The sequence below is a fragment of the Nocardioides sp. WS12 genome (assembly GCF_014108865.1).
GTDB lineage: Bacteria > Actinomycetota > Actinomycetes > Propionibacteriales > Nocardioidaceae > Nocardioides.
This window is the reverse complement of record NZ_CP053928.1, coordinates 47,066-60,545: the sequence shown is the minus strand read 5'-3', so window position 1 is coordinate 60,545 and position 13,480 is coordinate 47,066. Positions and strand designations below refer to the sequence as shown.

General features: G+C 69.1%; 13 protein-coding genes and 1 tRNA gene. 8 read left to right on the top strand and 6 right to left on the bottom strand.

The features are described from left to right. Positions 1 to 11: 11 nt before the first annotated feature. The 3 genes from HRC28_RS00290 to HRC28_RS00280 all read right to left on the bottom strand — a co-directional run bounded on the left by HRC28_RS00290 (position 12) and on the right by HRC28_RS00280 (position 3,202). Positions 12 to 392, bottom strand: coding sequence for a DUF779 domain-containing protein (locus HRC28_RS00290; RefSeq protein WP_182378104.1), 381 nt, complete (start codon positions 390 to 392; stop codon positions 12 to 14). Then, positions 392 to 1,915 (bottom strand): aldehyde dehydrogenase family protein, encoded by a 1,524-nt coding sequence (locus HRC28_RS00285; protein ID WP_182380383.1) that lies wholly within the window; start codon positions 1,913 to 1,915, stop codon positions 392 to 394. The genes HRC28_RS00290 and HRC28_RS00285 overlap by 1 nt, the downstream gene beginning before the upstream one ends. An 84-nt stretch (positions 1,916 to 1,999) precedes the next feature. Continuing rightward, positions 2,000 to 3,202, bottom strand: coding sequence for a GAF domain-containing protein (locus HRC28_RS00280; RefSeq protein ID WP_182378103.1), 1,203 nt, complete (start codon positions 3,200 to 3,202; stop codon positions 2,000 to 2,002). Between the two features lie 178 nt (positions 3,203 to 3,380). Between HRC28_RS00280 and HRC28_RS00275 the strand changes: the two genes are divergently transcribed. The 3 genes from HRC28_RS00275 (at position 3,381) to HRC28_RS00265 (ending at position 5,096) form a co-directional block, all read left to right on the top strand. Further along, complete coding sequence (locus tag HRC28_RS00275) at positions 3,381 to 4,103, top strand: hypothetical protein (protein ID WP_182378102.1); 723 nt, start codon at positions 3,381 to 3,383, stop codon at positions 4,101 to 4,103. Positions 4,104 to 4,163: 60 nt separating this feature from the next. After that, positions 4,164 to 4,253, top strand: a tRNA-Ser gene (locus HRC28_RS00270). A gap of 117 nt (positions 4,254 to 4,370) precedes the next feature. Then, positions 4,371 to 5,096 (top strand): DUF922 domain-containing protein, encoded by a 726-nt coding sequence (locus HRC28_RS00265; RefSeq protein WP_182378101.1) that lies wholly within the window; start codon positions 4,371 to 4,373, stop codon positions 5,094 to 5,096. Positions 5,097 to 5,126: 30 nt separating this feature from the next. Here HRC28_RS00265 and HRC28_RS25520 read toward each other — a convergent pair whose 3' ends face one another. Then, entirely contained in the window at positions 5,127 to 6,206 is a 1,080-nt protein-coding gene (locus tag HRC28_RS25520; RefSeq protein ID WP_182378100.1) for a GGDEF domain-containing protein, read from the bottom strand. An 87-nt stretch (positions 6,207 to 6,293) separates the two neighbouring features. Between HRC28_RS25520 and HRC28_RS00255 the strand changes: the two genes are divergently transcribed. Both HRC28_RS00255 and HRC28_RS00250 read left to right on the top strand, forming a co-directional pair. Beyond that, positions 6,294 to 7,598 (top strand): extracellular solute-binding protein, encoded by a 1,305-nt coding sequence (locus tag HRC28_RS00255; protein WP_182378099.1) that lies wholly within the window; start codon positions 6,294 to 6,296, stop codon positions 7,596 to 7,598. A 57-nt stretch (positions 7,599 to 7,655) separates the two neighbouring features. Next, positions 7,656 to 8,552 carry an alpha/beta hydrolase-fold protein gene (locus HRC28_RS00250; protein WP_182378098.1) on the top strand — a complete coding sequence of 299 codons (897 nt, stop codon included), beginning with the start codon at positions 7,656 to 7,658 and terminating at the stop codon, positions 8,550 to 8,552. Here HRC28_RS00250 and HRC28_RS00245 read toward each other — a convergent pair. Further along, positions 8,549 to 8,923 carry a hypothetical protein gene (locus tag HRC28_RS00245; protein ID WP_182378097.1) on the bottom strand — a complete coding sequence of 125 codons (375 nt, stop codon included), beginning with the start codon at positions 8,921 to 8,923 and terminating at the stop codon, positions 8,549 to 8,551. The two genes, HRC28_RS00250 and HRC28_RS00245, sit on opposite strands and share 4 nt — an antisense overlap. Positions 8,924 to 9,149: 226 nt before the next feature. Here HRC28_RS00245 and HRC28_RS00240 point away from each other — a divergent pair, with 226 nt between their 5' ends. Both HRC28_RS00240 and HRC28_RS00235 read left to right on the top strand, forming a co-directional pair. Continuing rightward, positions 9,150 to 10,031, top strand: coding sequence for a MoxR family ATPase (locus HRC28_RS00240; protein WP_182378096.1), 882 nt, complete (start codon positions 9,150 to 9,152; stop codon positions 10,029 to 10,031). A 5-nt stretch (positions 10,032 to 10,036) separates the two neighbouring features. Further along, complete coding sequence (locus HRC28_RS00235) at positions 10,037 to 11,470, top strand: VWA domain-containing protein (protein ID WP_182378095.1); 1,434 nt, start codon at positions 10,037 to 10,039, stop codon at positions 11,468 to 11,470. On the opposite strand, the gene HRC28_RS00230 is transcribed toward HRC28_RS00235, so the two are convergent. Then, complete coding sequence (locus HRC28_RS00230; RefSeq protein WP_182378094.1) at positions 11,471 to 12,169, bottom strand: TetR/AcrR family transcriptional regulator; 699 nt, start codon at positions 12,167 to 12,169, stop codon at positions 11,471 to 11,473. Between the two features lie 95 nt (positions 12,170 to 12,264). On the opposite strand from HRC28_RS00230, the gene HRC28_RS00225 reads away from it, so the two are divergent. Then, positions 12,265 to 13,461, top strand: coding sequence for a lipid-transfer protein (locus tag HRC28_RS00225; protein WP_182378093.1), 1,197 nt, complete (start codon positions 12,265 to 12,267; stop codon positions 13,459 to 13,461). Positions 13,462 to 13,480 lie beyond the last annotated feature (19 nt).

Here is a 13,480-nt window from a genome sequence, read left to right as displayed (position 1 = left end):
CTCGCGGGCGATCACCCTGCCTCCGTGGGCGTGAGCGACGTCGACTCCTCGTCGGTGAACAACCGCGAGCGGATCAGAAACCGGACGCCGTACGGCGCCTCGAGGGAGAAGCCCGCACCCCGGCCGGGAACGACGTCGATGGTCAGGTGGGTGTGCGACCAGTACTCGAACTGCGCCTTCGACATCCACACCGGCACCTGGCGTTCGAGCTCGATGTCGAGATCGCCGAGGTGGACGTCCGCATCGCTCAGGATGAAGTCGCCGTCGGGAAAGCACATCGGCGACGACCCGTCGCAGCAGCCGCCGGACTGGTGGAACATGACCGGCCCGTTGGCCTCGGTGAGGCGGCGGAGCAACTCCGCCGCCTCACCGGTGACAGCCACACGATCCATCAGAAGAAGCCGAGTGCGTCCGGGCTGTAGGACACGAGCAGGTTCTTGGTCTGCTGGTAGTGGTCGAGCATCATCTTGTGGTTCTCGCGACCGATGCCGGACTGCTTGTAGCCGCCGAAGGCCGCGTGCGCCGGGTACGCGTGGTAGTTGTTCGTCCACACGCGGCCGGCCTGGATCTCCTTGCCGGCGCGGAATGCCTGGGACCCGTCGCGCGACCAGACGCCGGCACCGAGGCCGTAGAGCGTGTCGTTGGCGATCTTGAGGGCATCGGCCTCGTCGTCGAAGCTGGTGAGCGAGACGACCGGTCCGAAGATCTCCTCCTGGAAGATCCGCATCGAGTTGTCGCCCTCGAACACGGTGGGCTGCACGTAATAGCCGCCAGCGAGGTCGCCCTCGAGGACGGCGCGCTCGCCACCGATGAGGACCTTGGCGCCTTCCTGCTTGCCGATGTCGATGTAGGACAGGATCTTCTCGAGCTGGTCGTTGGAGGCCTGCGCACCCATCATGGTGGTGTCGTCGAGCGGGTTACCCAGCTTGATGGCGCGGACCCGTTCGATGGCGTCCGGCACGAACGTGTCGTACATGCTGCGCTGCACGAGCGCACGGGACGGGCAGGTGCAGACCTCGCCCTGGTTGAGGGCGAACATCGTGAAGCCTTCGAGCGCCTTGTTGTAGAAGGCGTCCTTCTCAGCGTTCACGGAGTCGAAGAAGACGTTCGGGCTCTTGCCGCCAAGTTCCAGCGTCACCGGAATGATGTTCTGGCTGGCGTACTGCATGATCAGCCGGCCCGTGGTGGTCTCGCCGGTGAAGGCGATCTTCGCGATGCGCGGGCTCGATGCCAGCGGCTTGCCGGCCTCGACGCCGAAGCCGTTGACGATGTTGAGGACGCCGGCCGGCAGCAGGTCGCCGATGACCTCCATCAACTTGAGGATCGACCACGGGGTCTGCTCGGCAGGCTTGAGTACGACGGCGTTGCCCGCGGCGAGCGCGGGGGCGAGCTTCCACACGGCCATCAGGATCGGGAAGTTCCACGGGATGATCTGGCCGACGACGCCGAGCGGCTCGTGGAAGTGGTACGCGTAGGTGTCGGCGTCGATCTCGGAGATGCCGCCCTCCTGCGCCCGGATGCACCCGGCGAAGTAGCGGAAGTGGTCCACGGCCAGGGGCAGGTCGGCGTTGATGGTCTCGCGGACCGCCTTGCCGTTGTCCCAGGTCTCCGCGACGGCGAGCTGGAGGAGGTTCTCCTCGATGCGGTCGGCGATCTTGTTGAGGACGTTCGCCCGCTCGGCCGGGGACGTGGCGCCCCAGGCGGGAGCAGCGGCGTGGGCGGCGTCGAGCGCCGCGTCGATGTCCTCGGCCGTGCCGCGGGCGATCTCGGTGAACGGCTTGCCGTTGACCGGGGAGATGTTCTCGAAGTAGTCGCCCTTGATCGGGTCGACCCACTCGCCACCGATGAAGTGGCCGTAGCGGGACTCGACAGTGACGAGCGAGTCGGGTTGTCCGGGTGCTGCATAGACGGTCATGGCGTCCTCCAGGGTGTCGTCGGTGGGCCGTTGTGTGACGGTGGTCACGACGTTACGAAGAGGAACGTTGCAGGCTGGTTGCGCTTACGCGAGGTCGCGGTCGAGGCGGGCGAGCTGCCCCTCGACAAGGGCGAACATCGGCGACGTCGGCGCCACGACGGCCCGCTGCGCGAGCCACATGTCGTAGTCATCGCGACCCCAGCCCGAGCGGGTCCAGGCCGACATCAGTTCTGCTGCGCGCGATCGGAGCAACCCCTGGCGCAGCGACGCGGCGAGCCCGTCGCGCAGTCGTACGACGCCGGGTGCCGTCGAGCGCGGCAGGATCGGGCCGCCGTACCCGCGCATCGCGGAGCGGAGGTCGCCGGCCGCGAGTTGGGCCTCGACGGCGAGCCAGTCTCCGGCGAGGGGAGCGGTGAGCCGATACGGACGGGAGGCGAGGAGGTCCTCGCCCAGCAGACCACGGAGTCGGTTGAGCTCGGCGCGCAGCGTCGACGTACCGCCGTCCTCCTCGTAGAGCATGACCGCGAGCTCATCGCCGGTGAGGCCGCCGGGATAAGCCGCCAGCAAGGCGACGATCTCGCTGTGGCGGCGCGACAACCGGAGCCGGCTGACCTTGCCCTGGCCGTTGTCGATGGTGATCAGCGCTTCGTTGTGGCCGAGCAGTTCGAGCACCAGGCGCAGGCCGGTCGCGCGGTCCGGGGTCGGAGGCGGGGGAAGGAGGCGGGCGAGTTCGGCCTCGGCCATGCGCGCTGCGGCGCGGACCATGGCCATGGTCTGGGGTACGACGATCGCGTCGCCCCCGGTCACGTCGAGGACACCCAGGATCTGGCTGGTGAACGGGTCGTGGATCGGTGTCGCGGCACAGCTCCACGAGCGCACCGAGGAGCGGAAGTGCTCGTCGCGGGTGATGAACGCGTCGCGGCCGGTGGCCAGCGCGAGGCCGGGGGCGTTGGTGCCGGCGAGCCGCTCGTCCCAGTTGCTGCCCTCGACGAAGCCGATCCCTTCCGCCTGGCGGAGTTTGTCCGGCGTACCGCAGACCCAGAGCAGGGTGCCTTCGTGGTCGGCGAGCGCCATCACGGCGCCGCAGTCGCGGACTTCGTTGCCGAGGACGTCGTCGAGCAGCGGGAACACGCGCGCGAGCGGGTGGGCCTCGCGCAGGCCGCGCAGGTCCGGGGTCTCCAACGCGATCGGCGCTTCGAGTTGGGTGATGTCGACGCCGGCGGCCGCCGAGCGCTCCCAGGATGCGGCGACCTCAGCCCGCATCTGAGTGGGCTCGGTATCCGTCATGAATCCAGTAGACATCGTCGTCCCCCGTGTGACCAGCGTCTCGTCGTCCTGAGGATGCCCGGCCAACGTTGCAACCACGTTGCGATGTGATCTTGGTGGGAGTTCATCGAAACGCCGGACAGTGCTCTTCGCGCCCCCTAGGTTGGCGAGTTCTTTGTACCTACCTGAGGAGCCCTTGTTGTCCACCCCCCGCACCCGCCGCTTCGGCGCGACCACCCCCCTCGGCCTCGCGCTGCTCGTCGTCCTGCTCCTGCTCGGCAGCACCGGAGGTGCCGTCGCCGGTGCCCTGATCACCGGCAAGCAGATCAAGGACGGCACGGTTTCCACCATCGACGTCACGAACGAGAGCCTTACGGGCACGGATGTCCGGAACGAGACCCTCACCGGCGCCGACGTCAGGAACGCCACGGTCACGGGCCTGGACATCAGGGACGGCAGCGTCACGGCCGCCGACCTGATTGACGAGGCCCGCATGTGGGGCGCCATCGAGAACGAGCCCGTCGGGGTCGCAACGGAGGAGGACGGTGGCAGCACGCTGGTCTCGAAGACCTTCACCACTCCGGCGGGCTACCTCCAGCTCACCGGTGGTCTCGACGCCAATGACGACGACGAGGTCGTCGACGCTGGCGCGTTGGTCGCCACCCTCTACATCGACGGCCAGCAGATCGACAACGCGCGCTTCCTCGAGTTCCAGTCCGAGGGCGGCGGCGACACGGCATCCCTGACGGCCGTGGTTCCGGTGACGGCAGGTCCGCACACGATCGAACTGGTGGGCTTCGAGATCGGCACCGGCAGCGTCGTCTGGTCCCGCGACCTCTCCGCGGTCTACACCCCCACGGGCAGCGCCAGCACCCCGACCGTGGCCGGCCGCCAGCTCCCGCCGCGGGTCGCTCAGCGCTGATGAGTCCGGTGGGGGTGCCGGATTTCAGCACCCCCGCCCTGCTCCGGTAGCCTCTCCGGCGGTGGCGTGTCCGAGCGGCCGAAGGTGCAACACTCGAAATGTTGTGTGGGGTCAAACCCACCGTGGGTTCAAATCCCACCGCCACCGCCAGTCAGCAGACCGGGTCCCAGGGCCCGGTCTGCTGCGTTTTCCCGGTGCAGAGAGCCTGCCCGAACGGGCACCCGGTCGTCATTGAAGTCCCGGGCTTTCGGTGCGACCCTCGGATTCATGGCGCTCGCCGAGCACCACCACGGTGCCGAACATGAACGACCGGACGCCTACGCCCGGGAAACGACCCCGGGTCGCACGCCGCAGGGCGTGCTGGCACTGCAACGCGCGGCCGGCAACGGCGCGGTGGCTGGTCTCCTGGGAGTCCAGCGGTACGCCGTCGGCGCGGCGGCCGATTCGGATGCCACTGCCGTCCTGGCCTGGCTCGCAGCCAACAGCCCGTACGCGCCGGAAGCCGCCCACACCCAGGCCGCGTTCTCGATGACGCGGACTTTCGACGCCAAGGAGGCGAAGGACAAGAGCTGGACGGTCAAGGTGACGGCGTCGACCGTCACGGTGGCGAAGTCGGTCGACATGCCGACGTGGGCTCCGACCAAGATCAAGAAGGAGTGGACCGCCGCACACACGGCGTTGCGCGCCCACGAGGCCCGGCACGAGGGTGTCGCCGACACGTGGAAGGCCACGCTCAAGGCACGCCTGGCGGCGTACACGTTCACCAGCACCACGGCCACGTCCTGGGATGACGCGACAGCAGAGGCAGGCGTGGATCTGGACGAGAAGTGGGCGACCTGGATCGAGGAACACCAGAAGGCCCAGGAGAAGCTCGATCCGTACGCCGTCGTGATCGCGGGTGCAGCGGCCCCCGTGGCCCCGGTTGCCCCGGTGACACCCGACGCAGACGCAGCGCCGGAGTCCGGTGAAACTCCATCTCCCATCGAGGAGTGATCGCACGCAGCCTCGTCCTGCCGGGCGGGCTCAGCGGCAACGGGCTCGCTTGGCGCGGTACAGCGCTTCGTCTGCCAGTCGGAGGAGCTCGTCGGGCCCCTGCTCCGCGCTGCTCGAGCGTGCCATGCCGATCGAGGTGCGCAGGTCGTAGGGTTCGCCGGCCACGTCGAAGGGCGTCGTGAATGCAGCCAGGATGCGCGCCTCGATCGCCTCTGCTCCCCCGCCCCGGGGCAGGAACACCGCGAACTCGTCGCCTCCGAGTCGCGCAGCGAAGTCGTCTTCTCGTACGGCGTCCTGCAGCCGAGTCGCGACCTGCTGGAGGACGGCGTCGCCGGCGTGGTGTCCCCACGTGTCGTTGACGGGCTTGAACCGGTCGAGGTCGAGGAACAGCAGGGCTGCCTGCGTGTCCGGGCGGCCCAGCTCGGCTGCCATCGTGCTGAGCAGGGCGGCCCGGTTCGGCAGGCCGGTGAGGGGGTCAGTGAGCGCCCGCGTCCGGTGCTCGGCCGATTCGTGACGGAGCCTGCGTTGTTCGCGATGGTCGAGCCGGAAGACCCACACCAGGACGGCGAAGGCGAGGGCGAACACGCTCGACAACAACACGCTGAGGCGCTGGGTCAGGTCGGCCTGTTGCACGGTCGCCTCGGTGACGGCATCGCGATGCTTGCTGATCGTGGCTTCCAGGAGTGAGCGCATCGCGTCGAGTGCGGGGCCGGCGACGCGGTCGTCGGCGTCCGTGGTCATGGAGTCCCGGGTGGCCCGGAGTTGGCGGACGTAGCGGGCGTTGAGGACGCCGAGCTGGGACAGGGCGATGCCGTTGCTGGCGGGTACCTGTTGGCGCACCTCCTGGATCAGCAGGGGCATGGCTGCGACCGCCGACTCCACCCGTTGCCACGCTTCGTCGCTGCCGGAGCGCCGATAGCCGGCCTCGGCGAACGCCTCCTCCGACAGTGCTTCGCGCAGCAGGGCGAACTGGGAGACCAGCGCGCGGGTGGAGGTCACGCGGTCGTTGGCCCGGGAGATGGCGGTCAGCGCAACAGCCGTCGTACCGGCAAGTCCGAGGAGCGCGACAGCTACCAGCATCGACGTCACCAGCGATGTGACCCTGTGCATGTGCGGCGCCCTTCCACGTAAGTCTCGTCTGGTTGATCGGCCCGGCGGGTCCTCAGATGAGCCGGATCCGGGCCGAAGCCTGTGGGCATGACATCCCTGCGGTCGTTCCTCCAGGCCGGTCTGCCGTGCCTGCTGGTGACGCTCGCGGGATGCGGAGCCGACCCCGGCCCCGAACGCGTCACCATCGAGGTGTGGGCCCACGACGGCACCGATGCCGAACGGACCGTGCTCGAACAGCAGGTGGCGACGTTCAACGAAGGCCACGACGACGTCGAGGTCGAGCTCCGGATGATCGCGGAGGGTGACTACAACGACGCGCTCCAGACGGCGGCGGCGAGTGGCGACCTGCCCGACGTCGCCGAGGTCGACGGTCCGTTGCTGGCTGGTTACGTCCACCAGGCCGCCCTCCTTCCTCTCGACGGGCTGCTCCCCGACGCGGTGCTGGCCAACCAGCTGTCCTCCCTCAGGGCGCAGGGCTCGCACGGCGGCCGGACCTACGCCGTCGGCACCTTCGACTCCGGTCTCGGCCTGTACGCCGACCGCCGGGCGTTGCGGGCAGCCGGAGTGGAGTGGCCGACATCGGTTGATGACGCCTGGACCGCCGAGGAGTTCAGCGCTGCGCTGGCGGCGCTCGCGAAGAAGGACGCTGACGGCAAGGTCCTGGACGTGAAGCTCAACTACGGCGTGGGGGAGTGGCTGACCTACGGGTTCGCGCCGCTCGTCGCCTCCGCCGGTGGTGGCCTCATCGACCAGAACTCGCTCTCGCCGGCCGGCCGGATGGACGGCGCTGCCGCCCGGAGTGCACTGGCCACGCTGCAGGGCTGGGCGTCGTACGTCGACCCGAACGAGAAGGACGACGCGTTCGTCTCCCGACGGGCACCTCTGTCCTGGGTCGGGCACTGGACCTATCGCGACTATGCAGCGGCACTCGGCGACGACCTGCTCGTGCTGCCGCTGCCGGACCTCGGTCATGGCAGCAAGACCGGCCAGGGCTCGTGGGCCTGGACGGTGACAGCGAGCGGTGACGACCGACAGCAGGCGGCAGCAGGGTTCCTGACGTATCTCCTGCAGGACGAGGAGGTGCTTCGCATGGCCGATGCGAACGGTGCGGTCCCGGGCAACTCGTCGGCACTGGAGGCGTCGAGCCTGTACGCCGAGGACGGCCCGTTGGCGCTCTTCGCGGACCAGTTGGTCCGCAGTTGCGGCAACGACGAGCCCACGTCGGAGTGCGTGGCCGTGCCGCGACCGGTCACCCCGGGCTACGCGGTCCTGAGCAGCCAGTTCGCGCAGGCCGTCTCGGTGGCGCTCTCCGGTAAGGCCGCCGGCCCGGCGCTGGAGGAAGCGACCGTCATCGTGCAGGGCGATCTCGAGGACAACGACGGGTTCCGCTGACGATCGGTGCCCGTGCCGGTCAACCGGTCGTGCGCCTCGCGCGTCATCATCTTCGCCATGGGTGACGCACGAGGTTCACGGATCAGTCGACGGGGGCTCCTGCTCGGCGGGACCGGGGTCGCTGTCGCTGGTGGCGCGGCGCTCGCGGGCATCGAGTCCGAGGTGCTGCCCGGGCGGGCCTGGCTCTATCACCGCCTCGGGCGCGACGGGGGCGAAGGCGTCGTACCGGACGTCACGGTGGGTGCCTTCGAGACGGGGGTGTTCCGGTCAGGATCCCGCGGCAGGGATGTCGGGTGGGCGATCTCGCGTCCGCCCGGGGTGAGCGGCGTGCTGCCGGTGGTCATCGCGCTGCACGGGCGCCGTCAGGATCACACGTCGGCCTTCCGGTCCGACCGCCTTGGCCTCGACCGATTCCTCGCGGCAGCCGTCGCGGACGGCGTAGCGCCCTTTGCCATCGCGAGCGTCGATGGTGGGGAGTCCTACTGGCACGACCGGGCTGACGGCGATCGTGCCGGCACGATGGTGACCGACGAGTTCCTCCCCCTGCTCGAGGACCACGATCTCGACACCAGCCGGATCGGCCTGATCGGCTGGTCGATGGGCGGCTTCGGCGTGCTGCGGCTCGCCGCTCTCCTCGGTGGCCATCGGGTGCCCGCGGTCGCGGCGATGTCGCCTGCGTTGTGGCGCGACTTCGACGACACCGCTCCCGGCGCCTACGACGACCGGGCCGACTTCGATGCGACGACGGTGATGGGTCGCCAGCGAGACCTGGACGGCATCGCGGTCCGGGTCGACTGTGGCGAGGGCGACCCGTTCTACGCGGCGTCGAAGGAGTACGTCGAAGGCTTCGTCCAGCGGCCAGCCGGGGCCTTCGCGCTGGGCGACCACGACAGCGGTTACTGGCGCCGGATCGCTCCGTCGGTGCTGTCGTTCCTGGGTGAGGCGTTCGCCTAGCTGGTGGTGGTGGTCTTCGGTGCACCGAGGCACACGGCCACGAGCTCACCGGCGACGTCACCGCTGAACACGGCCCAGCCGCGGTCGAAGGAGACGAGTTCGGTCTCACCTTCGGGGGTTCGCACGATCGCCTTGCTGGGGATCACGTCGCGGTCGAAGCCGGTGAACGAGCACCGGTTGAGCTGCATCATGTCGTCCAGCGGACCGGACTGCATCCCGATCTGTTCGGCCGGCTCGTGCGGCTGCGGCGTGGAGATCACGTTGAGTGCTCCGAAGCCGACCAGGAGGGTCAGGGCGCCCGCCGTACTGGCCGAGCGGATCGCCTGGACCACGACCCGGAACCGCTGAGTGGGCAGGACTGCATCAGTCATCTGGAGCCCCCCTGCGCGTTCTGTTTGGTCGACGGTCTGTTGTCGATCTCAACGAGTAGGAGGGGTCGGGGTCACGACCGGGAACGCGTGATCCAACAGACATCCACTGGGACGTGAATGTCCAGACCACCCACCAGACCGGCAGGATGGGGTGCATGAGCACCCCACCGGACTCTTCGCTTCCCCCGCTTCGCTCCTCCAGCGAACACTCCGTCGGGGACCCCGCATGACCTGGTTCGAATCACCGGCCGATGCGGCCACTCGGCTCGGTGCCGCCGGCTACCTCGCCGACGCTGCGACAGCCACCACGAGCTACCTCGCCGGCGCGCTCGAGAAGCCGTTGCTGCTCGAGGGTCCGGCCGGTGTCGGCAAGACCGAGCTCGCCAAGGCGGTGTCCCGCGCCACGGGTGCCGAACTGGTGAGGCTGCAGTGCTACGAGGGACTCGATGAGGCGCGTGCGCTCTACGAGTGGAACTACAAGAAGCAGCTGCTGCGCATCCAGGCCGCCAACTCCTCGAACGGCAACGGGGGCGGCGACTGGAACGCGACGCATGACGACATCTTCACCGAGGAGTTCCTGCTCACCCGGCCGCTGCTCACCGCGATCCGTCGCGACGAACCGACGGTGCTGCTGATCGACGAGGTCGACAAGACTGACATCGAGGTCGAGGGCCTGCTCCTCGAAGTGCTCAGCGACTTCCAGGTGACCATCCCCGAGCTCGGCACCGTGGCCGCCACGCGCCGGCCGTTCGTCGTACTCACGTCGAACGCGAGCCGGGAGCTGTCCGAGGCGGTCAAGCGGCGTTGCCTCTACCTCCACCTCGACTACCCGGATGCCGCGCGGGAGCGGGAGATCCTGCAACAGCAGGTGCCGGACCTGGACGACCGGATCGCCGAGCAACTCGTCGCCACCGTCGCCCGGATGCGCGAGCTGGAGCTCAAGAAGGCGCCGTCCATCGCCGAGTCCGTTGACTGGGCGCGCACGCTGATCGCCCTCGAGATCCGCGACCTCGACCAGGCCGCGATCCTCGACACCCTGGGCGCGGTGCTCAAGCACCAGTCCGACCACGACCGGGCCGTCAAGGAACTCAAGCTCAAGCGGGCCTGACCACCATGAGCACCGACCGCGCCGACCGTTCCGGACTCCTCGACCGCCACCTGGCGTTCGTCGAGGCGCTCCGTGGTGCCGGCCTGTCCGTGTCGCTGGCCGAGGACCTCGATGCAGTCGCTGCGTTGTCGGCACTGCACTGGACGAGTCGCGACACCGTGCGGGACGCGTTCGCCGCGACCATGGTCAAGAAGCAGTCGCAACGTACGACGTTCGACGCGCTCTTCGACGTCTACTTCCCCGGCATGGTCGGCGACGGCGCTGGGACCGCCTCGATCGACGGCGAAGGGGCCGGCGAGGGGGAGCAGGGCGAGGGCGGCCCCGTCCGCGACAACGGTGAGGCCCTGCTCAGCTTCCGCGACCGGCTGGCCGAGATGCTCGAAGCCGGCCAGATGGACCCCGCGGAGTTGCAGCGGATGGCGGCCGAGATGGTCGGCACCTTCGGCTCCATGCCCGGTCGCGGCCCGGGGCTCTCGTCCTGGTCGGCCTACACGGCCCTGCAACGCGTTGCTCCCCAGGAACTCATCGACCGACTGGTCCAGGGCCTGATGGCCGACGGCGCCGACGAGGACGACGCCCGCCGTGTCGCCAACCAGCGGATCGGTGCGTTCACCGCGATGGTCGAGGGCGACGCCCGGCGACGGATCGCGGAGGAGAAGGGTCCCGACCACGTCGCCGACGTGGCCGTGCGCCCCAGCATCGACCAGCTCGCCTTCATGGCCGCCCGCCGCACCGACCTCGACGAGATGCGCAAGGAGATCTTCCCGCTCGCGCGACGCCTCGCCACCCGGCTCGCGAAGGAACAGCACTCCCGCCACGCACGCTCCGCGCCCCTCGACTTCCGTCGGACCGTGCGGGCGTCGATGGCCACCGGCGGCGTACCGATGACCACCCACCACCGGCCCAAGCGCCCGCACCGCACCGACCTCGTCGTGCTCTGCGACGTGAGCGGCTCAACGGCCAACTTCGCGCAGTTCACGCTGCTGTTCGTGTTCGCGCTGCGTGAGGTGTTCCAGAGCATGCGGGCGTTCACGTTCATCGACCACGTCCACGAGGTCACCGGACACTTCCGCCCGGGCGCCGACCCGGTCGACGTACTCGCTGACCTTGCTGCCAGCGCCAGCCATGCGGCGCTGTGGGGTCGCACCAACTACGGCCGCGTCTTCACCAAGTTCGCCGAGCAGCACTCGGACGCGCTCGGCCCGAAGACCACGCTGCTGATCCTCGGCGACGCGCGCTCCAACTACAGCGACCTCCACGAGGACACCCTCAAGCAACTCGCGGGCTCGGTGAAGCGGTCGTTCTGGCTCAACCCTGAGCACGAACGCAACTGGGGGACGGGTGATTCAGCGGCGCCGACGTACGGCGAGATCGTGCGGATGATCGAGTGCCGCAACCTCAACCAACTCAGCGAGTTCGTGCACGAGCTGGCGTGGTAGTCAGGAGCTGCTGAGCTTCTGGTCCGGCGTCATCGGCACACCGAGCCGGTCGGCGTGGGAGGACAGCACGCTCCACACCGCGTCGGACAGGAACTCGACGAGCTCCTCGGCGCTGCTGCGCGCCTCCGGGTGGGCCACCCACCGGTTGACGCTGCCGTCGACGAGGCCGACGAGCCCGAAGGCCAGGTTCTGGGCGGCGCCGGGCGGCGGGGGCTCGCTGGACAGTTGTGCGAGCTCGGACTCGAGGAGAGTCTCGAGCCCGAGGGCGATCGCCGTCCTGGTGCCGGTGACGACGCGGGAGCCGGTACGACGACGGGTGGCTGACCCGGTGCCGAGGAACTGCTGCAGCCGCGGATGGCCGGCCACCCAGCCGACGTAGGTCGTGGTGGCCCTGCTGATCGCCTCCCGGATGGTGCCGGTCGGGTCGAGCGCGGGCGCGAGGTCGGCCATCAGGGTGTCGATGATCCGGGCCCGGATCTGTTCGTCGAGGTCGTCGCGGTTCTCGAACAGCCGGTAGACGACCGAGCGGGGGACCGAGGCGCGGTCGGCGATCGCGGCGACGCCGATGGCACCGCCCTCGGCGTCGATCGCGTCGATGGCCGCGGCGAGGATCCGCTCGTGCCGCGCTGCGCGGTGGTCGTCCCAGCGGGTGTCGCGACCGTCGGGTGTCGCGCTCGCATCGACCGTCGTCCTCGCCACGGGGCGAACGTTACCGCCGGAGCTCTTGACTGGACAGTCTGTCCGACGTACTTTTGCCCGGACATCGTGTCCGAGTAAAAAGAGGGAGCCGCCAGATGGCGAACAAGGTCTATGTCGTCGGCGTCGGGATGACGAAGTTCGAGAAGCCCGGATCACGGGAGTGGGACTACCCCGACATGGCGCGGGAGTCGGGCACCAAGGCGCTCGAGGACGCGGGGATCGACTACCGCGAGGTCCAGCAGGCCTACGTCGGCTACGTCTACGGCGAGTCGACCGCAGGGCAGCGCGCGGTCTACGAGCTCGGCATGACCGGACTGCCGGTCGTCAACGTGAACAACAACTGCTCGACCGGATCGACGGCGCTGTACCTCGCGACCCAGGCGGTCCGCGGCGGTCTCGCCGACTGCACGCTCGCGCTCGGCTTCGAGAAGATGCAGCCCGGCTCGCTCGGCTCGATGTACGACGACCGCGAGCAGCCGCTGATGAAGCATCTGCTCGCCCTCGCCGAGCTGCAGGAGTTCGCGATGCCGCCCGCGCCGTACATGTTCGGCGCTGCCGGCAACGAGCACATGGAGCGCTACGGCACCACGGCCGAGCAGTTCGCGAAGGTCGGGGTGAAGAACCACCGACACTCGGTGAACAACCCCTACGCCCAGTTCCAGGACGTCTACACGCTCGAGGAGATCCTCGCGTCGCGCCAGGTCTACGGACCGCTGACCAAGCTGCAGTGCTCGCCGACCTCGGACGGCTCGGGCGCGGTGATCCTCGCGAGTGAGGCGTTCGTCGACAAGCACGGACTCGGCGACCAGGCCGTGGAGATCATCGGCCAGTCGATGGTCACCGACATGGAGGGCACCTTTACCGACAAGTCGGCCCAGTCGCTGGTCGGCAAGGAGATGTCGCGCCGGGCGGCCAACGAGGTCTACGAGCAGGCCGGGATCAGCGCCGAGGACGTCGACGTCATCGAGCTCCACGACTGCTTCTCCGCCAACGAGCTGCTCACCTACGAATCGCTCGGCCTGTGCGCCGACGGCGACGCCGGCAAGCTCATCGACAACGACGACACGACGTACGGCGGCCGCTGGGTCGTCAACCCGTCCGGCGGTCTGATCTCCAAGGGCCACCCCCTCGGCGCGACCGGCCTGGCCCAGTGCAGCGAACTCACCTGGCAGCTGCGGGGCACCGCTGACGCCCGCCAGGTCGAGTCGGCTGCCGGCAAGGACGGCGTCGCGCTCCAGCACAACATCGGTCTGGGTGGTGCCGTCGTCGTGACGGCCTACCGCCGCGCCTGACCCCACCCGTTCCACGACA